Genomic DNA, 20,999 nt, shown 5'->3' on the forward strand with positions numbered 1-20,999 from the left:
CCCCCACCCCCACCCCCACCGTCACCGTCCTCGGCCTGGGTCCGATGGGCCGCGCCCTGGCCGGCGCCTTCCTGGACGCCGGTCTGCGGACCACTGTCTGGAACCGCACACCCGGCCGGGACCTCGACCTCAGGGAGCGCGGGGCGATCAGCGCCCCCTCGGCCGCCGAAGCGGTCGCCGCGAGCCCGCTGACGGTCGTCTGCGTGGTCGACTACGACGCCGCCGACACCTTCCTGCGCACGGAACCCGTCACCGGCGCCCTCAAGGGCCGTACCGTCGTGAACTTCTCCAGCGACACCCCCGACCGCGCCCGCCGCACGGCCGACTGGGCGACCGAGCACGGCATCCGCTACCTGGACGGCGCGATCATGACGCCGATCACGACCATCGGCACGCCCCACGCGGTCTTCCTGCACAGCGGCCCCGAGGACCTCTACGCCGAGCACCGCCCCGCCCTGGAAGCCCTCGGCGGCACCCACACCCATCTCGGCGCGGACCCCGGCCGGGCCGCCGCCCACGACATCGCCCTGCTCGACATCTTCTGGACGGCCACCGCGGGCTACGTCCACGCCCTCGCGCTGGCCCGCGCCGAAGGCATCACCGCCCGTGAACTGGCCCCCTTCGCCCAGAGCATCGGCGCGATCCTGCCGCCGCTGTTCGCCGAGTGGGCGGACGACATCGACGAGGGCACCTACTCCGGCGAGGGCAACCCGCTGACCTCCTCGGTCTCCTCGATGGCCCACATCGTCCACACCGCCGAGACGCACGGCATCGACACGGCCGTACTGCGCACCGCCGAGGGCCAGGCCCGCCGCGCCATCGGCCTGGGCCACGGCACGGACGGCATCACCCGGCTGACCGAGCTACTAGGCCGTCGCTGAGCCATCGCTCTACGACGGTGAGGTCCGCGCCGGTGATCCCGTACCGGTGATCGACGCGGAGGAGGAGGGCCGGTGCGGGGTGATGGTCCGCGACCCACGCCCGATCCGCCGCCCCGATCTCGTCGTCGACCCAGACAAAGGGCCGCCCGGCCGCCCGGTCGAGGAGCGGCAACGTCTTCCAGTGCAGGACACCGCCCTCCCCGTCCCCCGCTGCCGGCCAGTCCACGGCCGGCCGCGGGGGCAGCCCGAGCCAGGGCGCGAGGAGGTCGTTGGCCTCCTCCGCCGCCCAGGTCGTGGCCCAGACGAGCTCGCAGCCCAACGCCGTGAGGCGCACGCCCAGACCGGGGTCGGCGCGGTTCAGCAGGGGGTGACCGGCGGCCACCTCACCGTCGTACACCGGATACGGCCGCGAGGATCCGAAGGGCAGGATCGTCCCGTCGATGTCGAGAAAGAGAATCATCGGCAGTCAGCATGCACTGCCCGCGAGCACCCACCCGCGACCGCCTGCACCGATATACCGCTATGCCGCTATACCGCCTGCACGGATATTCGGTGGCGCCGTTCATGACCGCCGGGCTACCGTCCCTCGCATGACTGCCGGGTTTGCGGCCACGTGCCGCGCGACAGTTGGGTACCCGGCCTCCGAGTGAGGCCGGTGCGGGCCAGAGGTCCGCCGCCTTCTCTTCGCCCTCGCCTCCCAGAGACCAGCGACGAAGAGAAAGAAGCGAATGCCCAACGACTTCAACCAACCGATCATCGACGAGTTCCGGGCCAACAACGGGCGCGTCGGCGGCATGTTCGAGGGTGCCCGACTGCTCCTGCTGACCACCACCGGCGCCCGCACCGGCACCCCGCACACCACTCCCCTCGGCTACCTCCCCGACGGCGGCGACCGCGTCCTGGTCATCGCCTCCGCGGGCGGCTCCCCCAGGCACCCGGCCTGGTACCACAACCTCCGCGCGAACCCCCAAGTGACCGTCGAGAGCGGCGCGTTCACCTACGAGGCCCGGGCCGTCGTCCTGGAGGACGAGGAACGCGACCGGTCGTTCGCGCGGGCGGTGGAGACGGAACCAGGCTGGGCGGCGTACCAGGAGAAGGCCGGCGAACGGGTGATCCCCGTGGTCGCCCTGTACGAGAGCGCGGCGCCCGGCCCGCCGAACATCCGGGCCGGCTCCATGGGCGAGGCCATCAGGCTCGTCCACGACAACTTCCGCCACGAACTCGCCCTGATCCGCGAGGAGCTGGCCAAGAACACCGGCTCGACCCTCGGCGCCCAACTCCGCGTCAACTGCCTCACCTTCTGCCAGGGCCTCCACAACCACCACACCGGCGAGGACCTCGGCCTGTTCCCCCTCCTCACCGACCGGCACCCCGAAGCCGCCCCCGCGCTGGCCCGCCTGCGCGAGGAGCACGAGCGGATCGCCGCGCTGGTCGAGGAGCTGAAACAGGTGGTGTGGACGGCGGACGAACCCGCCACGGCCCAGGCGGAGTTCGAACGGCTCGCGACCGAGCTGGAGGCCCATCTCACCTACGAGGAGGAGCAGTTGATCCCGCTGCTGGGCGGCTGAGCCCTTCACAGGGGCAGCGGCCGTCCGTGCACCACCTCCAGCCCCGACACCGCCCGCGTGAGCACCACGTACAGCCGGTGCAGCCCCCGCTCCTCCGCCTCGGCGATCGCCGCGGGCTCGACGGCGACGACATGGTCGTACTCGAGCCCCTTGACCAGCGTCGCCGGTACGAGGGTCACGCGGGCGCCGAGGTCGTCGGGGCCCGCGGTGTCGAGGCCGGCGGCGTGGAGGGCGGCTCGCACCGGGGGCACATCCGCGTCGGCGGCGATCACCCCGACGGACCCCTCCCGGCCGAGCGCGTCGCGCACGGCGGCCACAACCGAGCCGAGCACGTCACCCACGACGTCCCCGGCCCCGGCGTCCCGGATCCTCAACTCCCCGTCCCCGCGCAGGGATCGCGAGGCCGGCACGTCGACATCGAGCCGCTCCAGAAGCCGGTTGGCCAGGCCTACGACGGCCTCGGGCACCCGGAATCCGGTGGTGAGCGTCACGACGTCGGCGTCCGGCCGGCCGAGGTGCGCGAGCTGGTCGGACCAGGTCCGCGCCGCCCACGGCGTGGTGCCCTGCGCCAGGTCCCCCAGCACGGTCAGCGATCCGAAGGAGGCCCGCCGGGCGATGGCCCGGCACTCCATCGGGGAGAGGTCCTGCGCCTCGTCGACGACGACATGTCCGTACGCCTCGGGATGCTCGATCAGCCCGCCGACCTCGTCGAGCAGAACGAGGTCGGCGGCGGACCACCGCGCCGACTTCCACGACCTCGGCGGCCTGTCCCAGAGCAGCGCCTTCTGCTCATCGGCGTCCAGCACCCCGTCTCCGGCCGATGCCAACACACCTGGTTCGGTGAGGAGTTCGGCGACGACCTCCTCCGGCCGCACCCGAGGCCACACGGCATCGACGTAGGCACTGATCGCCCGCGCCCGCTCGATCCGCCGCACCCAGGAACTCGGCACCGGCCCCTCGCGCCGCTCGGCCTGCGCCCGGACGCAGGCCACGACCCGTGCCCGGACCCGCTCCCGCCCGACACCGTAGGGCGGCTCCTCGGCCCGTACCCCCGCCACGATCCGCACCAGTTCGTCGGCCGGCACCCGCCACCGGTAGGACCCGTCGGGAATCGCCAGCGCCTCGACAACGCCCGCGTCCGCGGACACGCGCGCGTAGAGCGCCCGCCGCAGCACCTCGGCCATCCGCACGTCGTGCTTGACGGCGGCGGTCCTCCTGTCGTCCTCACTCCTGACCGGGTGCCGCGCGATCTCGTCCTGGAGGGTGGCCTGCCGTACGCCGGTCTCGCCCAGCGCGGGCAGCACCTGCGAGATGTACGCAAGGAAGGTGCGGTTGGGGCCGAGGATCAGCATGCCGCCGCGGCGGATGCGCTGCGGGTGGGTGTAGAGCAGATAGGCGGCCCGGTGCAGCCCGACGGCGGTCTTGCCGGTGCCCGGGGCGCCCTGCACACACACGGACGCGCGCAGATCTCCTCGTACGAGATCGTCCTGCTCGGGCTGGATGGTCGCGGCGATGTCCCGCATGGGCCCGACGCGAGGCCGCTCGATCTCGTCCAGGACGATGCCACTGACCGCGCGCCCCTCCCCTCCTCGCAGGTGCTCGTCCTCCAGCCCGGTGAGGTCGGCGTAGTCCCCCTTGCTCCCCGGCGCCCACCCGAACCGCCGCCGCACCGCGACGCCCTGCGGGTCGCGGGCGCTGGCCTGGTAGAAGGCGCGGGAGACGGGCGCCCGCCAGTCGACGACGAGGGGCGGGGCCGCGGGGTGCTCGCTGATCCGCAACCGCCCGATGTGCAGCGTCTGCCGCTCGGCGGCCGAGTCCAGTCGCCCGAAGAACAACGGCCCCTCCGGCAACTCCCGCATCTCCTTGGCCCGGCTGCGCAGCCGATACCCGAGCACCTCCGCGTCGGCACCGGAGGCGGAGACGTCCTCGCCGCTGACGACCTGCTCCTGGGCCCCGTCGACCATGGCGGCGAGGGCGGCTCGGCAGGTGTCGTGGTGGGCGCGTTCCAGGTGGAGGGCGTGCTGGAGGGCGGGGTCGGGTGGCGTCATACGGTCGAGCGTACCGAAATAACGTAACCGAGTTAAATTTTTTACCGAGCCTCAACCAGCGAGGTGCGGAAACCCGGCGCCAAGCGCACGAAACGCCTCCTCGGCAGCGACCGTGGCCTCACCCTGCACGTCCTCGACCCGCTCCCCTCCCCTGACCCGCCGCCAGTTCTCCTGAGCGAGCACTCGCTGTACGGCGACGACCTGACCGGCGGCCAGCCGCGCACCAAGATCACCACCAAGCGCTTCGGCCAGGGCCTCCTCGGAGCGTTCGAGGTGGGTGTAGAGCCTCGCGACCAGGGCGGGAGTGCCATAGAGCAGGTCATAGAAGGCTCGTACCGCGGGGTGGTCGTTGAGCCCGGTGATGGGATCACACCGCTCGATCCCCTCAAGGAAATGCAACCGCAGCGCATCAAGGGGCGCACCGGGGTGAGCACGCACCACACACGCGGCCTCGTCCTGATGATCGGCGATGCGGTGGAAGACCAGGTCCTCCTTGGTCGGGAAATACCGAAAGAGCGTCGGCTTCGAGATCTCGGCCGCGGCGGCGATCTCGGCCACGGGGACAGCGTCGAAGCCCTTCTCCAGGAAGAGACGGATCGCAATCTCGGAGACGGTCTCGTACATCCGCCGCTTCTTGCGCTCTCGGAGGCCGGGTTCTGGCATGGGCAGGAGCTTATGCAAACTCGAGGTGGGTGGTGCGCTGCCAGCGGACCAGCGCTGCCATGATCTGCGCCGGCGTGGGCACCATTTCCAGCCCGAGTGGCTCAGCCGCGGCAGCCAGTATGTCCCTGAGCCTGCGGACCGCCCCCGGCAGCATCGACCAGTCGAACTTCGACCCCGCACCCAGCGACAGCGATGTCCGGATGACGTCCGTGAAGACCGACTGCGCCTTCTTGAAGGCAAGGATCCGCGGCAAGTCCTCCTCCCAGCCGTACGAGCTGCCGGGCCGAACCAGCTCCACGACCCGACACCACTCCCTGACCATGGCGCGTTCCTGATCTGCCGGATAGCGCATCAGGTACAGATGGGTGGCGAGGTCGTACAACGGGTCACCCAGCAGCGCCAGCTCCCAGTCGATGGTCCAGAGGTTCCCCCCAGGGTCGATCACGAGGTTCTCGCGGTGCAGATCTCCGTGCAGTAAGCAGAATGGCCGCGCCCTGAGCCCGGCCACGCTCTTCCTGAGAAACATGATCGATTCGCTGCCCAACCCGAGCTGCTGGAAAAGACTTCCGAACCGCTCCAGGTTCGCGTAGTAGACCCGCTGCTCCATGAAATCGATCAGGGTTCCCAGGAATCTGTCCGTGTCTCCGTCCACGGCACGGTCATCGAGCGCGCAACGTCGCTCCACCCACAGCTTGTCCGGGGTGATGTGCACCATCTGCTCAAAGAGCTGCACGAGTTGGACGAAGAGCGGGCCGGGAACGCGCCGACTCCACAGAAGACTCCGCCCCAGAGTCCTCCCTTCGATGAAGCCCTGCATATGCATGCCGTCGACATCGAAGACGTCCGGAATGTAGGTGATCCACCCTTGCAGCCCGCGTAACAGTTGTTCTTCCGACCTGAAGCACCTGCGGTCGAACCACAGGATCCCGTCCCTCAGTTCCCGAACCTTGACCCGTCGCGTCCCTCCCGGTAGCCGGACCACGTAGGTCTCGTGGTGATAGCCCTGAAGCGGCCCCATGACCACTTCACCGAAGGCTGTCACCTCATAGGCACGCTGCCGGCTCACCGAGCGAACGGGCTCCGGGTTCATGGGCGGCGGCCCCCTTCTCCCCCATCTCATCGAGCAATGGAGCGTACGCCCCCAGCACGTCCTCCGCCCCGGCATCCCGCAACCGCTGTTGTTTGAGTTCGTTCCTGCCGTACCCGATGAACCGGACGCCGGCATGCCGGGCGGCCTCGAGATCCGTCGGAGTGTCCCCGATCATCACGGCTTCCGTCGGCCCCAGCCCAAGACTTCGCAGCGCGCACAGGACGACGTGGGGATGCGGTTTCATCAAGTCGGGGTCCGAGGAACGGCCGTGGATCGCCCCGAATTGGTCCCTCACTCCCCAGTCCCGGAGGTAGCGGTCCGCAGCACTCGGGGAGTTGTTGGTGACCACGGCGAGCCGCAGTCCGTTCTTCCACAGTCGGTGGATCAGTTCCACCGCACCGGGCGTGGGCAGGGCCTTTTGCGTGGCCGCCACCTCCCGCCGGCTCACGAGCTCCTCCATGGCACGCACCAGCTGATCCCGCTTGGGACGTCCGCGGTGCACGGCCTGGAGGACGACATGCGGGTCCTTGTTCTGCTCTTCGCTCGCCGTCAGCAACTGCTTGACGCCCTCTCTGACGAGCATGTCCCTGAGTTCGTCGGCGACAGGCCGCGACGACTCGTTGGGGAAGAGCCGGCAGACCGGCCCGTCGAAGTCGAACAGAACTCCACGGATCCCTGAGAGAAGCGGTTGGCCACCCCTCTTCGTTCCGGCCTCAACAGCCATTCCGTTCCAAGCCCTCCAGTAGCTCCCCCATGTCGACAGCCGGCTCCCGTTCCGGCACTGTGAGCAGTCTCCGAGCGGCGCCTCTGGGCTGATCGGCATCCGGGCACCGGTCCAGCAGTCGGCGGCGATGCCGGGCGAGAAAGCGGCTGATGCCGCCGACACCAGCTGCCTTGTCCCCGGCGTGCCACTGACGCAGCGCCGACGCGGCAGTGAGCTCGTCCACCGGCTCCCCCTTCATCCCAAGGGGGCTCCAGGCCCGCCGCAGAGCGCGGCACACCCGCTCCGCTCCCTGTGCGAAGTGCTCGGCCTCGGCCTCATCGGGCAGCGCGAGCGCCGCCCGCATGACGTCGGGGTAGATCGACTGCACGTACTCGAAGTCCAGGTAGCCGCGGAGATCGAACTCCATGCCCGCCGTCGCCTTCTCCCGGTCCACGGCTCTCATCGCATCGGACCAGAGTTCGATCATGAGGTCGTGCTCACTCACGTCGTAGTCCATCCGTACGAGGTGGGTCGCCAGGTCGTGCAGGGGATCTCCGTACAGCGCCAACTCCCAGTCGATAACGCAGAGTTGCTCGCCCTCGGCCTGCGACATCACCACCACATTGGCCCGATGGATGTCCGTGTGCAGCAGTGCGAAAGGCCGGGGTGTCAGCTGTGGCCAGAGTCTCCGGAACCGATCGACCGCGTTGGACGGCACGCCCACCGCGTCGAAGAGCTGCCCGAAGCGCGGACGATTGGCCTGGTGCACACGCTCTTCGGTGAATGCCGCCAGCCGGTGCAGGAAGCCGGTGCTGTCTTCGCTCACAGGCCAATCGGCCGGACGTTGTGGCAGAACATCCTCCGGCAGGGCGGCAAGCTGGGCGAAGATGTGGGCCAGCGCCTCCAGCCGCGCGCGGCCGATCGGCCCGTTGGGTGTCTCCTCTGCCAACGCCCGTCCCGCGAGATACCCCTGCAAGGACCAGGCCCCGAAGTCAGCCAGACAACGGGGGACTTCGCCCACGCCGCCGCTCACCGCTCGCAGCACTTCCGACTCGCGCCAGAGCCGTGGGACGACCTCCACCGTCTTGACGGGCACACGGAACTTGGCGTGCGCGTCCGCGGAGTCCAACTGCAGCAGATAGGCCAGCGGCTTCCCCAACGGCAGGATGTGATTCCTGTTGTGGTGGCCGACGACAAGACCGCCACCGGGGCGACGCCGTTGCAGCTCCGCGAAGACGCGCACCAGGATCTGGTGTGCTCTGCGGTGCAGGGGAGACGACATGGCGGCAGAGCGTAGCGGTTCGAGTGATCCTTCTCACGGATAGCCACTATTTGGACACCTTCCCGCCCAGTACGACAGAGCGTGTTTTCCCTGGCAGGTCCCCCATTGAGCAGGTCGGAACTAAGTGTTCAGATTCCAGCGACTGTCGAACCATTCTCGATAATCACCGAACTGGGAGACGTCGTCCGCGCCCTCGCCACGTCTCTCGTAGAGATGCAGATTGACCCCGGCGCCCTTGACGTCGACCGCCCGGCTGACAATGGTGCCGTCGTCCAGCCGGATGGGACCCACGACCGGGGCGTACAGCCCGACCAGAGCGTGGGTGTCGTTGAGCAGGATCAACTTGAACTCGGGAGTCCGCGGCCTTCGGCGGATGAGGAGCTTCACCTCGACCCCCGCGTTCTCCAACTCCTGGCAGAAATCGCCCATCTCCGCCGCATGCCGCCGGACTCTGTTGCGCCAGCGCAGCCGGACACGATCATCCTTCGGATCCAGTGCTCGCGGGTATTCGAGGTCCGTGTCCTCGGACGGCAGCAGCATCCGCACCGTCACCCGAGCCGGCTTGATCTTGCCGGCCGTCACCAGCTCCGTCTGCGACCGGAAGTGCCCTATGAACGTCTCGGCGGTGAGCGCCACAAGATCGAGCGAGACCTCCGGTTCTCTGAAGGCCTTGCCCATGTACTCATAGAGAGTGGGGCGCTCCTGCGCGTCGTCCGCCGCGGTGCCCTTGGCGGTAGGCGGCTCGACGACTCGGGTGCCACTGCCTCGCACGGACTTGACGAATCCCTCGTCCGCGAGGTCCTTCAGCACCTTCTGTACGACATCCCGAGACACCTGAAGGTCTTTTGCGAGGTCCCGTTGGGGCGGCAGCATGTCACCGACCCGATAGGTCCCGTCGGTCAGCCGCAACAACAGCGCGTTGTGCACACGACTGTAGGTCCGGCCACTGGCCTCACGATTCCCCGAAGCGGTCACATGCCGAACGTACCGCTTTCCGACCGCCACGACACTGAATCCGACCAATAAACCTCATCTTTGACTTGGTAGTTAACCGATCAAGAACCACGGGAACAGTCAACTTGCAGGCCAATCCTTCCAATTGGTCGACTAGTTGACAGAACCTGGGGGGCAACATGAAGGCCAAAGAGGAGCTGAGTCTCCTGGCGGGTGTGGCGCTGATCATCGTGGAGACGGCCATACAGGGCGCCTACGGGGCCTGCGGGGCCCTGGGATTCCTGCTGCTGGTGGTCGGGCTGAAGGCAGCCAACTCCACCTGTGCGGCCACGGGCGCCGTGATCCTGCTTGTCCTCATGTCCCAGGCCTAGGCGGGGAGTTCAGAGCGCTCAGCGCTGGGCTCGCACCGCCGTCAGCAGTGGTTCCAGGGAGTCCAGGATGTTCTCTGGCCGCACCTTCGCGTCCAACAGCTCCTGCCGCTTGCGCGGATTACGCGCGTAGCCCAGGAACCGGACCCCTACGGCACGTGCGGCGATGTAGTCGGATTCGCTGTCGCCGATCATCAGCGAGGACGCCGGTGCCGCGCCCATCGCGCGCAGAGCTCGGTTCAGGGTCTCCGGATGCGGCTTGAGGTGGTGCAACTCCTGCGCCACACGCCCGTAGATGTGGGGCGTGAAGCAGGAGAGCAGTCCTCTGCCGCCCAAGTAGTCGGCCACCGCGCGGGGCGAGTTGTTCGTCACGATGGCCATCCGCGCTCCGACGGCGACCCAGGTCTGGATCAGCACGTCCACGAACGGTGTCGGGTAGGCGTACTTCGCTGCCAGCAGCTCCTGTTGAGTGAGGTGCTCCTCAAGGCCGATCACCAGGTCGCTGCCGGGATACCTCTTGGCGAACGTACCCAGCACACCATGGGGATCCGGACTGAAACGTTCCTGCTCGGTGAGCAGTCCGTCCCGTCCGTGTACCTCAAGCCACTTCACCTGTGCCTGGGCTATGTCCGCGGCCGAGTAGCCGGCGAACAGCCGACAGATCGGCCCGTCGAAGTCGAAGAGGATATGGCGCGTCAGAGCGACTTGCTTCGGCAGACTTTCAATCGGATGTGTCACCACGTTGGTCTGTCCCGTCTCAGCAGCCACCAACCGAGTGTCGGGCAACGCGCGATCGTTGCCCAGATGGCATCGAACCGTTTCTGGCCCTGGTCGACCGGGAGCGCGCGCCTACTGTCACCGCATCGACGACCCTGTGAGCCGTCGAAGTTCGACCTCGTGGCGCCCGGGTACTGCCCTCGTCACTCAGGAGAGCGTCAGGTCCGTGGTGATGGTTTCCCAGAGGGCGTTGAACCATTTCTGCGACTCGGCCACGAACGCCGCGTCCCGATCACTCGCCGTCTTCATGAAGGAGAACAGCACCGACTGCGACCCCAGCGCGTCGTACATCTCCAGGGTCTGGCTCTCGTACTCCTCCTCGCGCTTTTCGAGCATGTAGTAGCCGAGCAGTACCTCCTGCTTGTTGAGCAGGTACAGCTTCACGGGGGGAGTGAAGGGCAGGGCGCGGAAGGTGACCTGGACGTCGATGCCGTGGGTGGAGCGGACGGCGTTGAGGTTGTACTTCAGCACGTGGGCCTGGGCGTTGCGCATCTCCAGCCAGCGCTCGTGGACCGGGTTCTCCTCGCCGTCCTGGTCGATCAGTACCGGGAAGGCGAGGGTGATGTCCCGGGACGGCAGCAGGACCCGGAACTCGATCGACTCGGGGCGGATCCTGCCCTCGTGGATCCGGCGGAGCGAGTCCCCGAGAGACAGCATGAGGGTCTCGGAGGTGTGGCTGACCACGTCCACCCGCACATGCTCCGCCCCGAAGGCCTCCGTCATCCTCGGCGCCAGCCCGACCATCGTCGGCTGCGGCGCGCCCCGCACCGGCGCCGGTTCCGCGATCCGCGGCGGGCTCCCCTTGCTGACGTTGCTCAGCAGGCCGTCCTCCTGGAGCGCGCGCAGGGCCTGGCGGACCGTGCCGCGTTCCACGCCGAACTCCTCTGCCAACTCGGCCTGGGTGGGCAGCCGGTCCCCCGCCTTGAGGTCTCCGGCACGGATACGTTCCCGCAGGATGTCGGCGATCTCCTGGGGCGAGAGCCTTCTGCTGCCGTTCACTGCCACGTTCTCCTGGGTCACGACCAAACGCTACAACTCCGATCCATCTATGGGGAGTTGTTTGGAAGTTGTTTCGGACTAGGGGCCAAGTGGGGACAAGTATGAGTGAGATGGTTGCCAACTTCGCCAAGTTGGCGGAAGTTTTGCCTCCTTATCGTCCAACCCGCCGCATCGTCGCCCAACCCCCCGCACCCGCCCGTCCCGGACGCCCGCCTCACGCCCGAAGGGGGAACACCGTGCCAGCTTTCTACCTCCTCTCCGCCATCCTCATCACCGGCCTCGAGCAGACCCTCCAGTGGAAGTACGGCGCCACCGGCATCATCGGTCTGCTGATACTGACCATCGGCTTCAAGGCCAAGAGCTCGGCCCTGATCTCCATCGGTGCCGTCGTGCTCGCCCTGCTGGTCGCGGGGCCCGCCCTATGAAAGACAGGCGACGCCCGGATCCGCCACTGTGGGAGACCTTCAGCTCGTGAGCGTCAGCTCCGAACTGATCGTCTCCCACAGTGCGTTGAACCACAGGTGGGACTGCTCGACGAAGGTGGTGTCCCGCAGCCCCGCGCCCTGCTCGAAGGCGAACAGCATCGACTGGGTGCCCTCGGCGTCGTACATCTGAAGGAACTCGTGGTCGATCTGTTCCTCGCGTTTTTCGAGCATGTAGTACGCGAAGAGGGCTTCCGTGTTGTTGAGCAGGTACAGCTTCACCGGCGGGGTGAAGGGCAGGGCGCGGAAGGTGATCCGGACATCGATGCCGTGGGTGGCGCGCAACGCCAGCAGATTGTGCTTCAGCACCTGCCCCTGGGCGTTGCGCTGGGCCAGCCAGCGGCGCTGGAGCCGGCCGTCCGTCGAGGCGTCCACGAGCGCCGGGAAGGCGAGGTCGATCTCACGGCTCGGCAGCAGGACGCGGACGTCGACCTTGGCCGGTTTCAGCCGTCCGGCGTGAATCTGGCGCAGCGGTTCACCGAGGGCGAGGTTGAAGGAGACAGAGGTCAGACAGAGCGCGTCGATCTCGACGTGCGGGGTCGCGAAGGCCGCGGCGATACGCGGGGCGAGGGCCACCATGGTGGACAGCGGCGGGGCTCCGGGGCCGGTCAGCGCCCTGTCCAGGTCGGGGGCGACGGTCGCGGGGCTGCCCTTGGACACGTTGGTGAGCAGCTGCTCGGTCTGCAGGATGCGCAGGGCCTGGCGTACCGCCCCGCGTTCCACTCCGAACTCGTCGGCCAGCCTGGCCTGGGTGGGCATGCGCTGACCCGGCCGCAGCTCACCGGACCGGATCCGGGAACGCAGCTCGTCGGCCACCTCACGATGTGATGTGTGTGACCTCTGTGACCTCTCCCGTCCATTGACGGGGGCGTGTTTCGGGTCCACGACCAAACACTACAACTTCCCGCCATCTTTGGGCAGTTCGAGGGAAGGTGGTTATGAGACGCATCCAAGCGGAGATAAGTACAGTGAAGTTGGTCGCCAACTTGCACAACATGGTCAAGCTTCCAAGGGGTTGGCGCCAAACAACAGACTTCGCCCAGGGGGGATCGTCATGCCGTTCGCCATCGCCATCGCTGCCCTCGCCATCGGATTCGAGCAGCTCATCCAGTGGAAGTGGGGGCCGATGGGCATCATCGCCTTCGTCCTTCTCACCGTCGGCATCAAGGCAAAAAGCACCATGGTCGGCGGCCTCGGAGCGGCGATCCTCGTGATGCTGCTCGCCCAGTCCGGCTGATCGGACCGCCCAAGTCCGCGCAGCCGGCCGACCGGGCTCTCTTCCGGAGGGGAGCCGAGAGCCTTGGTCGGCCAGCACCGCCACAACTGCACACCGACAACTGAACATCGCTGAGCACAGCCACAACTCAAGAGCACGAGCTACGGATCAGAACTCAGGACCAGTCCCAGTACCAGTCCAGTACCTATCCAGCACCAGTCCCTGTCCCCGCCGCGAGGAGGTCTCAGAACATGTCCGGGCACCAAGGCCGCCCGGACGTACGCAGCAGGGCGTCGGCCATCCGGGCGGCGCCCGCTCGTTCTTCCCGGACCCGGCCGAGCGCGGCAAGCCGTACGGCGGACTCGTCCCCGAGCCACAGGGTGGCCAGGTCGGCGATGTCCAGCGAGAGTCCGGCACTCCGCGTGGTCGGCGTACAGGACGTCCCGTCCGCGGAAGTCACCAGCAGATACCGCCCGCCGGCCAGCCCTCCCCGGTCGGCCACCTCCAGCACCAGCTCGCCCTCACCGTCGTACGTACGCGCCTCCAGAGCCCGTACGACGTCCAGGATCCGCACCCACAGCCAGTCCGCGTGCGTGGTGATCCGGGCGGCGCGCGGGTCGGGCAGGAAGAACGGCAGCAGGTCGTCGGGCCCGCGCCAGCCGCTCCGCACCTTCGTGACCCAGTCGATCGAGCAGAGGTGCTGCCACAGGGCGCGCTCGGCGGCGGCGGTCGTGGCGATCAGCCACCTCACCTTGGCCGTCTCGGCCGGCTGCTTGTCGTCCCAGTGGTCGTCGCACTTGTACGCCACCATGCCCTCGACCTCGCCGGTGGCCGAGCGGTACACGGCGTAGAAGGGCTCGACCCAGGGGGCGCGGTCCAGAAGCACGGCCCCGGTCTCGGTCTCCCACCATCGCCGCGTACGGCTGACCGCACCGGGTTGGCCGCGCCGCAGGCGCTCATGCAGCTCCGGGCCGAGCTCGCGGACGTCCTCCCGGTCCACGAGGTCGATACGGCCGCCGTCCTCCGGTCCCGACCAACGGGCGTCAAGGCCGGCGCGCGGCACGTCCACCGTCCACTCGGTCATCCAGGTCGCGGGGCCGAAGCCGTAGCGGCCGTAGATCGGGTACTCGGCGGCGATCAGCGTGGCGACGACATCTCCGCGCTCCTTCGCCGCGCCGAGGTCCTCGGCCATCATGCGTGTCAGGATGCCGCGCCTGCGGTGGGTGGCCGTCACGCTGACGTTCGTGATGGCGTCGGCGGGCACGGCCGCGCCGCCGACCGCCGTGAGCTGCTGCTCGAACGACCGGAACGTCGCCACACACCGCCCGCCGTCGAAGGCCCCCAGCGTCCGGGACGGTTCGATATAGCTGCTCCGGTCCGCGATCTCGTCCTCGGTGACGCCGGGACTGCGCAGAAATCCGGTGTTCAGAGCGCGGATCCAGTCGGGGATCTCGTCCTTGCCGATCGGACGGACGTCGATGTCGGGGCGCGGGCTCGGGCTCGGGCGCGGGCTCGATCGGGGGCTCGAAGGCGGGCGAGTCATGGGGCCACGTTAGATCTACGACGATGAGCTGTCGCGACGATTTCTCCCGCTCCCCAGGGGCGCCCGCCCCCTCCCGCACCCGCTCCTCACATCAACAGGTCGTCCACCTGTGCCTCCCCCTCGCGGTACCGCCGGGCGATCTCCGCGCTGCAGTCGTCCGCCGTGCGCTGGAGGCGCTGGCGGCGGCGGGAGACCTGCTGTTCGTAGCGGACGAGGCGGGCCATCGCGGCGTCGAGTTCGAGGTCGGTGCGGGCCTGGAGGTCGGAGAGTTCGACCTCGGCGAGCATCTCGGCGGCCAGGCGGCGGTACTCCTCGCTGTGGGGCGTGCCCAGCGTCACGTGGCGGGCCGAGGAGCGTTGGCGGGCCGGGGCGTCCGCGAGGATCTCGGAGAGGCGCTCCACCACCGAGCCCTCGCCCGCGGGCGAGCGGCGTGCCGACTCCGCGCGCAGGATGTCGATACGGCCCTGGAGCAGCCGCCGTACATAGCTGAGGTCCGCCTCGTCGCGCTGGGCGTCCCGGCGCAGGGTGCGCAGCTCGGGCAGGTTCAGCGGGGCGAGGTCGTGCTCGGACGGGTCCGCGGGCAGCCGCGGCGTCTCCGTGCGCTGCGCGGGCGGCCGGACAACAGCGCCGGGCGGCTGTCCGATGCTCGGTGTGCTCATGTGCCTCAACCGTCCCCTCGACCGGGCGTGTGTGAGCATCGTGCCACCCCAAGTGGCCGCTATGTGACCGAGTGCCCCCGATCGGCCCCAGATGGGGGGTTATCGATCAAAAAGAAGCCCGGGGAAAGGTCACTCCGGCCCGCGCGGCATGATGGTCCTATGCGTGCAGTGGTTCAGAGAGTCGACGGCGCGAGCGTCGTCGTCGAGGGTGAGACCGTCGGGGAGATCGCCGGCGAAGGGCTCTGTGTCCTGGTGGGCGTCACCCACGAGGACACCAAGGAAAAGGCCGCCCAACTGGCCCGCAAACTATGGTCGATCCGCATGCTGCACGACGAGAAGTCATGCAGCGACATCGACGCCCCCCTCCTCGTGATCAGCCAGTTCACCCTCTACGGCGACGCCCGCAAGGGCCGCCGCCCCACCTGGAACGCCGCCGCCCCCGGCGACATCGCCGAGCCACTCGTCGACGAGGTCGTGTCCCAGCTCCGCGCCCTGGGCGCGACGGTGGCCACGGGCCGTTTCGGCGCGCAGATGCGGGTGTCACTCACGAACGACGGCCCCTTCACCGTGCTCGTCGAGATCTAGGGTTCTACGACGGTCTCCTGCGCCGCAGCCGTCGTGTCCGCCACCAGTCTCGCGTCCACCGGTACGTTCCGCTTCACCAGTGCGAGGGCGACCGGGCCGAGTTCGTGGTGGCGTACGGATGTTGTGATGAAGCCGATCTTGCGGCCGTCGGGGCCGTCGTCGGCGAGGTGGATCTGGGTGCCGGCCGGCGGGAGGTGGACCTCGCTGCCGTCGAGGTGCAGGAAGACGAGCCGGCGGGGCGGCTTGCCCAGGTTCTGGACGCGGGCGACCGTCTCCTGGCCGCGGTAGCAGCCCTTCTGGAGGTGGACCGCGGTGCCGATCCAGCCCAGCTCGTGCGGGATGGTGCGGTGGTCGGTCTCGAAGCCGAGGCGGGGGCGGTGGTGCTCGACGCGCAGCGCCTCGTAGGCCAGCAGGCCGGCCGCCGGGCCCGCCTTCTCGGCGTACGACTCCAGGTCCGCGCGCGGAAGGAAGAGATCACGGCCGTACGCCGTCTCGCGGACGACGACACCCACCGGCACCGGGGCGATCGAACCGGCCGGGAGGTGGACGACCGCGATGTCCGCCGTGCGGTCGGCGGCCTCGACCCGGTAGAAGAACTTCATCGACTCCAGGTAGGCGAGCAGCGCCTCCTGGGTGTCGGGTTCCACGTGGATCCAGACCGTCACGCCGTCGTCGACCAGGTACAGCGCGTGCTCGATGTGGCCGTTGGCGGACAGGACCAGCGCCTCGGTGGCCTCGCCCACGGGCAGCTCGGAGACGTGTTGCGTGAGCAGCAGATGCAGCCAGCTCAGCCGGTCCTCGCCGGTGACGGTGAGGACACCGCGGTGGGAGAGGTCGACGAATCCGGTGCCGTCGGCGAGGGCGCGCTGTTCGCGGAACAGGTCGCCGTAGTGGGCCGCGACGCCTTCGTCCACGCCCTCGGCGGGGACGGCGCCGGGCAGGGACAGCAGAGGGCTCTTCATATGCCTAAGCCTACGACTCGGTAGTTGAAGTCTTGAGGGAGCTCTTCTCCGCGCAGTCCTTGCAGCGGCCGAAGATCGCGAAGTGCTTCATGTCGGTCTCGAACCCGAAGGTGTCCCGCAGCTTGGCCGTGAACTCCGCGGCCACCTTGATGTCCGCCTCGATGACGTTCTGGCATTCACGGCAGACCAGGTGGATGTGGTGGTGACGGTCCGCGAGGTGGTACGTCGGCGCCCCGTGCCCCAGATGGGCATGGCTGACCAGACCGAGCTCCTCCAGGAGCTCCAGGGTCCGGTAGACCGTGGAGATGTTGACCCCCGACGCCGTCTTCTTCACTTCCGTGAGGATGTCGTCGGGGGTCGCGTGCTCAAGGGTGTCCACGGCCTCCAGCACAAGCTGCCGTTGCGGGGTCAGCCGGTAACCGCGCTGCCGCAGATCACTCTTCCAGTCGGTGCTCACCACACCGACGAGTCTAGGCCCACTCGCCCGGAGGCTTACTTGAAGAAGGCGATACCGTCGTCCGGCATATCGTCCGGGAGGGCCTTGGCCCAGCGCTCGACGTCCTCCGGCGTGACGACCTTCTTCAGGTGCGCGGACATGTAGGGGCGCAGCTCGACCTCGGGGGTCTGCTTCTCGCCGACCCACATGAGGTCGCTCTTGACGTAGCCGTACAGACGCTTGCCGCCGGTGTACGGGCCGGAGGCCGCCGTACGCGCGACCGCGTCCGTGACCAGGTCGATCTGCGGCTTCTGCTTCGCCAGCTCGCCGTACCAGATCTCCACGACGCCGTCGTCACGGACCATCGTGACCTCGACCTTGCGGTCGGCGTCGACGCGCCAGAAGCCGTGCTCGGACTCCAGGGGACGGACCTTGTTCCCGTCGTTGTCCAGGACCCAGGTGTGGGACTGGTACTCCAGGAAGTCCCGGCCGTCGTGCGAGAAGGTGACCTCCTGCCCGAAGTTGCACTTCTCGGAGCCGGGGAAGTCGTGCACGCCCGCGCCTGCCCAGTTGCCGAGCAGGAAGACGAGCGGGACGAGGTCCTTGTGGAGGTCGGACGGGATCTCGATCATGAGAGGCGGTTCCTAGGTATGGGTCAGCGCTGGCCCTGGTACAGCTTCTTCACCGTCAGCCCGGCGAAGGCGAGGACGCCGACGCAGACCAGGGCGAGCAGGACTTCGAATACAACCTCAAGCACGTGGTGCTCCTACGGTGAGCGAGGGTGGGCAGTACATGGGCCGGGCCCCAGCTTAGTCGGCCGGGGCCCTGCCTTCTCTGCGAGGTACGCCTCAGCCGAGCAGCTGGCTCTGGAGAACGACCGTCTGCTGGAACGGCACGGCCGCGGCGCCGCCCTTCCTGGACTGCACGACCAGGGCGAGGACGTCACCGGAGACGAGGTAGGCCTGGCGGAGGTGCTCGGCGCCGTAGGGCTTGGTCTCGGTGTACGGGTAGCGCCGTACGTCCTCCACGACCACCTTCGTCGGGAAGTCCTCGTCCATGAGGCTCTGCGTGGCGCCCTTCAGGGCGTACGGAGGCGCCATGACGCTGGAGAAGTAGTTCTGCTCCAGGCTCTCGGTCACCGCGGCCGTGTCGAACTGGAGCAGGTAGATCCGGGTGCGCGTGCCATCCGTCGTGGTCCAGCCGCGGGCGGCGACGTGCCGCAGCCCGTGGTCGGTCAGCAGCGTTCCGATGGTCTCCCGCTCGTCCTTCGACTCGTACGCCGCCAGGAAGTCCTTCGTCGCCAGCCAGCCGTCCTTCCCGTCGAGCGCCTTGTCGGCCTTCGCGCCCTCGGGCGCGGGCAGCACGAGCTCGCGCAGATCGGCGTGGTGCGAGCCGGCCGTGTTCTCCTCGGCGAAGGGCCCCGGGCTGCCGGAGGGCAGCGGCGGCTTGACGATGTCCGGGTACTCCCAGCGCCCGTCCGACTCGGTCGCGAGTCCGGGTACGTCCGTCCGCTCCATCCGGGTGATGCCGTACGCCGTCCCTGTGCCGGCCACCGCGAAGACCACGACGGCGGCGGTCCAGCGCAGTACGGCACGCAGGACGCGACGGTCCTTCGGCGCCGACGGGGCCGGCGGGGCCACGGACTGCGGCGACGCCTCGGGCATCGGCGGCACCACGAGGTCCTGCTGCTCGGTCGTTTCCGTCTGCTCGGTCATACCGCCTCCCCCGGCTCTGCGATGCGGTCGAGCTGCTCGGCGAGCAGCCCCGCGATCGTCTTGGTGTCGAACGGCTTGACCCCGTCGGCGGTGGCGCTGATCAGGATGTCGCCCTGGTAGGCGGAGCAGAACATCATGTCGAGGTCCTCGTCCGCGTCCTTGGGCGGCAGGAAGCACTCGGCGTTCTTGAAGCCCTTGATCTTCGGGCCCTGGCGGAAGATGTCCAGGGCGTCGAGGAAGGCGTTCTGGGACGTCGAGATGTCCTTGGCGGCGGCCCGCTTCTCCATCCGGGACAGCGTGATGCTGACCGTGGAGGCACCGATCCCGCTGGCGTTGCTGCCTATCGTGCTGACATAGCTGCGCATCGCCATGCCCGTGATGCGCTGTCTGTCGATCTGCTTCTCCAGCTGCCGGCGCTGGGTGCGGGGCAGACCGCTGAGCGACTCCTTGCGCAGTGCGGTCGCCTGGGCGCCGCTGAGCTCGACGTCGGAGCCGAACTCGGCGAGGTCCGGACCCCGGTTCCAGCCGTTGGTCCCGTAGGGCACGAGCACGCCGGCGAGCCCCTTGGGATCTGCCGCCTTCGTCTCGTCCGTGTCCGCCTTGAGCTGCGGCAACTTCCAGCGCGGGGCACCGGCGTCGCGGTCGGCGCCGTCCACGGTCACCACGGTGGCGCCGACGCCGGCCACGACGGCACCGGTCAGCAGCACGGATCCGGCGATGGCGGCGATACGGCCACGGCGGACGGGCTTCTTGGCGGGTACCGCGGGTTCCGGGCTCTCAGCGACCTCAAGGGGCTCGGCGGCCTCAGCGGTCTCGGGCATCTCGCTCACAGCCGCTCCATCTGCCGCTCGGCCAGGTCCATGATCTTCTTCTTGGTGATCGGCTTGGTGTCGTAGACCCAGACCTCGACCGCCACGTCACCGCGCCAGGCATGCGCCTGCGCGCTGTAGAGCGGCAGGTAGCCGGGCTCCGTCTCGGGCTCGTGGTGGACGTACGCCATCCCGTCCTCGGTCCCCGGCACGACCCAGCTGTCGGTGGAGTCCTCCTTGTCCGCCCAGTACTGACCGTCGTTCGCGGCGTCGGAGGCCGCGGTGTACTCCTCCTGCCGGTACTGGATCAGCCGGATCGTCACCGACTGGTTGCCGCTCTCCCAGCCGGTGACGGCCGCGCGCCGGAACTCGTCGCGAACGAGGTCGGAGAAGGCGCCGTCCGGCTTCTCGAAGGCGTCCGCGTAGGCGGCAAGACTCATCCAGCCGTCGCTGTCGTCCAGCCAGTCGGCCTTCTTCGAGCCACTCGGCTTCTTCAGCAGCAGCTTGCGCAGATCGCCGTCGGTCTTCACCCGGCGGTCCTGCGCCGCGGACAGCGGCTCGACCTCGCCCTTGGCCTGCTTGACGGCGGGCTGGGACAGCGACGGCAGCCTGGTGGGCTCGCGGTCGGCCTGGACGAGGAAGCCGGTGCAGGTGCCGGCGACCGTGCCGAGGACGGCGGCGGTGGCGATGAGGAGTGTCGTACGGCCACGGCGGCGCGGACGGGGTGCTTCGGGCGCCTCCTCCGCTATCGGTACTTCTTGAACATCAGGTACTTCCAAGACGTCCCCCCACAGAACGTGAAGTGCGCATTCCGTATGCGCGCACAGGAGACTCACCGCCGATGACCTGGGTTGTAGGCGGGATGATTACGATTCAGCCATGGCGAAGAAGCTCGTGATCAAGGTGACGGCGGGGGCCGATGCCCCCGAGCGCTGCTCGCAGGCGTTCACGGTGGCGGCGGTGGCCGTGGCCAGCGGGGTGGAGGTCTCCCTGTGGCTGACCGGGGAGTCCGCGTGGTTCGCGCTCCCGGGCCGCGCAGCCGAGTTCGAACTGCCGCACGCGGCCCCGCTCCCCGACCTGATCGACTCGATCCTGGCCGGCGGCACGCTGACGTTGTGCACGCAGTGCGCGGCCCGTCGGGACATCACGGAGAAGGACGTCATCGAGGGCGTACGGATCGCGGGGGCGCAGGTGTTCGTGCAGGAGGCGCTGACCGACGGCGTCCAGGCGCTCGTCTACTAGGAAAGGTGGGGCAGGCG

Annotated in this window: 25 protein-coding genes; 7 read left to right on the forward strand and 18 right to left on the reverse strand. The window is 68.6% G+C overall.

What is annotated here, in order from left to right; translation table 11 throughout:
* The first annotated feature begins 35 nt into the window (after positions 1 to 35).
* Positions 36 to 881, forward strand: a complete 846-nt coding sequence (locus HLK59_RS29850; protein WP_240982722.1) for an NAD(P)-binding domain-containing protein — start codon at positions 36 to 38, stop codon at positions 879 to 881.
* On the opposite strand, the gene HLK59_RS29855 is transcribed toward HLK59_RS29850, so the two are convergent.
* Entirely contained in the window at positions 847 to 1,341 is a 495-nt protein-coding gene (locus HLK59_RS29855) for an HAD domain-containing protein (protein ID WP_171144653.1), read from the reverse strand. The two genes, HLK59_RS29850 and HLK59_RS29855, sit on opposite strands and share 35 nt — an antisense overlap.
* A gap of 268 nt (positions 1,342 to 1,609) precedes the next feature.
* On the opposite strand from HLK59_RS29855, the gene HLK59_RS29860 reads away from it, so the two are divergent.
* Positions 1,610 to 2,449 carry a nitroreductase/quinone reductase family protein gene (locus HLK59_RS29860; RefSeq protein WP_171144654.1) on the forward strand — a complete coding sequence of 280 codons (840 nt, stop codon included), beginning with the start codon at positions 1,610 to 1,612 and terminating at the stop codon, positions 2,447 to 2,449.
* A gap of 5 nt (positions 2,450 to 2,454) precedes the next feature.
* Here the strand turns inward: HLK59_RS29860 and HLK59_RS29865 are convergent, their stop codons facing one another.
* The 6 genes from HLK59_RS29865 to HLK59_RS29890 all read right to left on the reverse strand — a co-directional run bounded on the left by HLK59_RS29865 (position 2,455) and on the right by HLK59_RS29890 (position 9,162).
* Positions 2,455 to 4,497 (reverse strand): AAA family ATPase, encoded by a 2,043-nt coding sequence (locus HLK59_RS29865; protein WP_171144655.1) that lies wholly within the window; start codon positions 4,495 to 4,497, stop codon positions 2,455 to 2,457.
* Between the two features lie 51 nt (positions 4,498 to 4,548).
* Complete coding sequence (locus HLK59_RS29870; protein WP_171144656.1) at positions 4,549 to 5,160, reverse strand: TetR family transcriptional regulator; 612 nt, start codon at positions 5,158 to 5,160, stop codon at positions 4,549 to 4,551.
* A 10-nt stretch (positions 5,161 to 5,170) separates the two neighbouring features.
* Positions 5,171 to 6,250 (reverse strand): phosphotransferase, encoded by a 1,080-nt coding sequence (locus HLK59_RS29875; RefSeq protein WP_171144657.1) that lies wholly within the window; start codon positions 6,248 to 6,250, stop codon positions 5,171 to 5,173.
* Entirely contained in the window at positions 6,204 to 6,974 is a 771-nt protein-coding gene (locus HLK59_RS29880) for an HAD-IA family hydrolase (RefSeq protein ID WP_171144658.1), read from the reverse strand. The genes HLK59_RS29875 and HLK59_RS29880 overlap by 47 nt, the downstream gene beginning before the upstream one ends.
* Positions 6,964 to 8,235 carry an aminoglycoside phosphotransferase family protein gene (locus HLK59_RS29885; protein ID WP_171144659.1) on the reverse strand — a complete coding sequence of 424 codons (1,272 nt, stop codon included), beginning with the start codon at positions 8,233 to 8,235 and terminating at the stop codon, positions 6,964 to 6,966. Before HLK59_RS29885 ends, HLK59_RS29880 begins: the two co-directional genes overlap by 11 nt.
* 120 nt (positions 8,236 to 8,355) lie before the next feature.
* Positions 8,356 to 9,162, reverse strand: a complete 807-nt coding sequence (locus tag HLK59_RS29890) for a winged helix-turn-helix domain-containing protein (protein WP_171144660.1) — start codon at positions 9,160 to 9,162, stop codon at positions 8,356 to 8,358.
* A 206-nt stretch (positions 9,163 to 9,368) separates the two neighbouring features.
* On the opposite strand from HLK59_RS29890, the gene HLK59_RS29895 reads away from it, so the two are divergent.
* Entirely contained in the window at positions 9,369 to 9,560 is a 192-nt protein-coding gene (locus HLK59_RS29895) for a hypothetical protein (RefSeq protein WP_171144661.1), read from the forward strand.
* Positions 9,561 to 9,578: 18 nt separating this feature from the next.
* On the opposite strand, the gene HLK59_RS29900 is transcribed toward HLK59_RS29895, so the two are convergent.
* Both HLK59_RS29900 and HLK59_RS29905 read right to left on the reverse strand, forming a co-directional pair.
* Entirely contained in the window at positions 9,579 to 10,325 is a 747-nt protein-coding gene (locus HLK59_RS29900; RefSeq protein WP_346779844.1) for an HAD hydrolase-like protein, read from the reverse strand.
* Positions 10,326 to 10,481: 156 nt separating this feature from the next.
* Positions 10,482 to 11,360 carry a winged helix-turn-helix domain-containing protein gene (locus HLK59_RS29905; protein WP_171144662.1) on the reverse strand — a complete coding sequence of 293 codons (879 nt, stop codon included), beginning with the start codon at positions 11,358 to 11,360 and terminating at the stop codon, positions 10,482 to 10,484.
* A 209-nt stretch (positions 11,361 to 11,569) separates the two neighbouring features.
* Here HLK59_RS29905 and HLK59_RS29910 point away from each other — a divergent pair, with 209 nt between their 5' ends.
* Complete coding sequence (locus HLK59_RS29910; RefSeq protein ID WP_171144663.1) at positions 11,570 to 11,758, forward strand: hypothetical protein; 189 nt, start codon at positions 11,570 to 11,572, stop codon at positions 11,756 to 11,758.
* Between the two features lie 39 nt (positions 11,759 to 11,797).
* On the opposite strand, the gene HLK59_RS29915 is transcribed toward HLK59_RS29910, so the two are convergent.
* Positions 11,798 to 12,706: a GntR family transcriptional regulator gene (locus HLK59_RS29915; protein WP_171144664.1), complete on the reverse strand. Its 909-nt coding sequence runs from the start codon at positions 12,704 to 12,706 to the stop codon at positions 11,798 to 11,800.
* Positions 12,707 to 12,869: 163 nt separating this feature from the next.
* On the opposite strand from HLK59_RS29915, the gene HLK59_RS29920 reads away from it, so the two are divergent.
* On the forward strand, positions 12,870 to 13,052 hold the full coding sequence (locus tag HLK59_RS29920) for a hypothetical protein (protein WP_171144665.1): 183 nt from the start codon (positions 12,870 to 12,872) through the stop codon (positions 13,050 to 13,052).
* Positions 13,053 to 13,275: 223 nt separating this feature from the next.
* On the opposite strand, the gene HLK59_RS29925 is transcribed toward HLK59_RS29920, so the two are convergent.
* The gene (locus tag HLK59_RS29925; protein WP_171144666.1) at positions 13,276 to 14,574 is read right to left on the reverse strand and encodes a GNAT family N-acetyltransferase; all 1,299 of its coding nucleotides are present in this window, start codon (positions 14,572 to 14,574) and stop codon (positions 13,276 to 13,278) included.
* 86 nt (positions 14,575 to 14,660) lie between these two features.
* Positions 14,661 to 15,233 carry an aerial mycelium formation protein gene (locus HLK59_RS29930; protein WP_171144667.1) on the reverse strand — a complete coding sequence of 191 codons (573 nt, stop codon included), beginning with the start codon at positions 15,231 to 15,233 and terminating at the stop codon, positions 14,661 to 14,663.
* A gap of 159 nt (positions 15,234 to 15,392) precedes the next feature.
* On the opposite strand from HLK59_RS29930, the gene dtd reads away from it, so the two are divergent.
* On the forward strand, positions 15,393 to 15,818 hold the full coding sequence (gene dtd / locus HLK59_RS29935; RefSeq protein ID WP_171144668.1) for a D-aminoacyl-tRNA deacylase: 426 nt from the start codon (positions 15,393 to 15,395) through the stop codon (positions 15,816 to 15,818).
* Here the strand turns inward: dtd and HLK59_RS29940 are convergent.
* From HLK59_RS29940 to HLK59_RS29965, 6 genes are all read right to left on the reverse strand, one after another.
* A complete protein-coding gene (locus tag HLK59_RS29940) occupies positions 15,815 to 16,780 on the reverse strand; it encodes a folate-binding protein YgfZ (RefSeq protein WP_171144669.1) in 966 nt (321 codons plus the stop codon). The genes dtd and HLK59_RS29940 overlap by 4 nt on opposite strands.
* Positions 16,781 to 16,790: 10 nt before the next feature.
* Complete coding sequence (locus tag HLK59_RS29945; protein WP_171144670.1) at positions 16,791 to 17,240, reverse strand: transcriptional repressor; 450 nt, start codon at positions 17,238 to 17,240, stop codon at positions 16,791 to 16,793.
* Between the two features lie 32 nt (positions 17,241 to 17,272).
* Entirely contained in the window at positions 17,273 to 17,848 is a 576-nt protein-coding gene (locus tag HLK59_RS29950; RefSeq protein ID WP_171144671.1) for an FABP family protein, read from the reverse strand.
* A 216-nt stretch (positions 17,849 to 18,064) separates the two neighbouring features.
* Positions 18,065 to 18,880 (reverse strand): hypothetical protein, encoded by an 816-nt coding sequence (locus HLK59_RS29955; protein ID WP_240982725.1) that lies wholly within the window; start codon positions 18,878 to 18,880, stop codon positions 18,065 to 18,067.
* Between the two features lie 47 nt (positions 18,881 to 18,927).
* Positions 18,928 to 19,752, reverse strand: a complete 825-nt coding sequence (locus tag HLK59_RS29960) for a hypothetical protein (RefSeq protein WP_171144690.1) — start codon at positions 19,750 to 19,752, stop codon at positions 18,928 to 18,930.
* A gap of 5 nt (positions 19,753 to 19,757) precedes the next feature.
* Positions 19,758 to 20,519 (reverse strand): hypothetical protein, encoded by a 762-nt coding sequence (locus tag HLK59_RS29965; RefSeq protein ID WP_171144673.1) that lies wholly within the window; start codon positions 20,517 to 20,519, stop codon positions 19,758 to 19,760.
* 100 nt (positions 20,520 to 20,619) lie between these two features.
* Between HLK59_RS29965 and HLK59_RS29970 the strand changes: the two genes are divergently transcribed.
* On the forward strand, positions 20,620 to 20,982 hold the full coding sequence (locus tag HLK59_RS29970; RefSeq protein ID WP_171144674.1) for a DsrE family protein: 363 nt from the start codon (positions 20,620 to 20,622) through the stop codon (positions 20,980 to 20,982).
* The last annotated feature ends 17 nt before the right edge of the window (positions 20,983 to 20,999 follow it).

The sequence above is a fragment of the Streptomyces sp. S3(2020) genome, assembly GCF_013044505.1.
Lineage (GTDB): Bacteria > Actinomycetota > Actinomycetes > Streptomycetales > Streptomycetaceae > Streptomyces.

Coding starts and splice junctions, on each gene's coding strand:
- HLK59_RS29855 (WP_171144653.1), bottom strand. CDS start 1,341: ATGATTCTCTTTCTCGACATCGACGGGACGATCCTGCCCTTCGGATCC.
- HLK59_RS29860 (WP_171144654.1), top strand. CDS start 1,610: ATGCCCAACGACTTCAACCAACCGATCATCGACGAGTTCCGGGCCAAC.
- HLK59_RS29865 (WP_171144655.1), bottom strand. CDS start 4,497: ATGACGCCACCCGACCCCGCCCTCCAGCACGCCCTCCACCTGGAACGC.
- HLK59_RS29870 (WP_171144656.1), bottom strand. CDS start 5,160: ATGCCAGAACCCGGCCTCCGAGAGCGCAAGAAGCGGCGGATGTACGAG.
- HLK59_RS29875 (WP_171144657.1), bottom strand. CDS start 6,250: ATGAACCCGGAGCCCGTTCGCTCGGTGAGCCGGCAGCGTGCCTATGAG.
- HLK59_RS29880 (WP_171144658.1), bottom strand. CDS start 6,974: ATGGCTGTTGAGGCCGGAACGAAGAGGGGTGGCCAACCGCTTCTCTCA.
- HLK59_RS29885 (WP_171144659.1), bottom strand. CDS start 8,235: ATGTCGTCTCCCCTGCACCGCAGAGCACACCAGATCCTGGTGCGCGTC.
- HLK59_RS29895 (WP_171144661.1), top strand. CDS start 9,369: ATGAAGGCCAAAGAGGAGCTGAGTCTCCTGGCGGGTGTGGCGCTGATC.
- HLK59_RS29920 (WP_171144665.1), top strand. CDS start 12,870: ATGCCGTTCGCCATCGCCATCGCTGCCCTCGCCATCGGATTCGAGCAG.
- HLK59_RS29925 (WP_171144666.1), bottom strand. CDS start 14,574: ATGACTCGCCCGCCTTCGAGCCCCCGATCGAGCCCGCGCCCGAGCCCG.
- HLK59_RS29930 (WP_171144667.1), bottom strand. CDS start 15,233: ATGAGCACACCGAGCATCGGACAGCCGCCCGGCGCTGTTGTCCGGCCG.
- dtd (WP_171144668.1), top strand. CDS start 15,393: ATGCGTGCAGTGGTTCAGAGAGTCGACGGCGCGAGCGTCGTCGTCGAG.
- HLK59_RS29940 (WP_171144669.1), bottom strand. CDS start 16,780: ATGAAGAGCCCTCTGCTGTCCCTGCCCGGCGCCGTCCCCGCCGAGGGC.
- HLK59_RS29950 (WP_171144671.1), bottom strand. CDS start 17,848: ATGATCGAGATCCCGTCCGACCTCCACAAGGACCTCGTCCCGCTCGTC.
- HLK59_RS29955 (WP_240982725.1), bottom strand. CDS start 18,880: ATGCCCGAGGCGTCGCCGCAGTCCGTGGCCCCGCCGGCCCCGTCGGCG.
- HLK59_RS29960 (WP_171144690.1), bottom strand. CDS start 19,752: ATGCCCGAGACCGCTGAGGCCGCCGAGCCCCTTGAGGTCGCTGAGAGC.
- HLK59_RS29970 (WP_171144674.1), top strand. CDS start 20,620: ATGGCGAAGAAGCTCGTGATCAAGGTGACGGCGGGGGCCGATGCCCCC.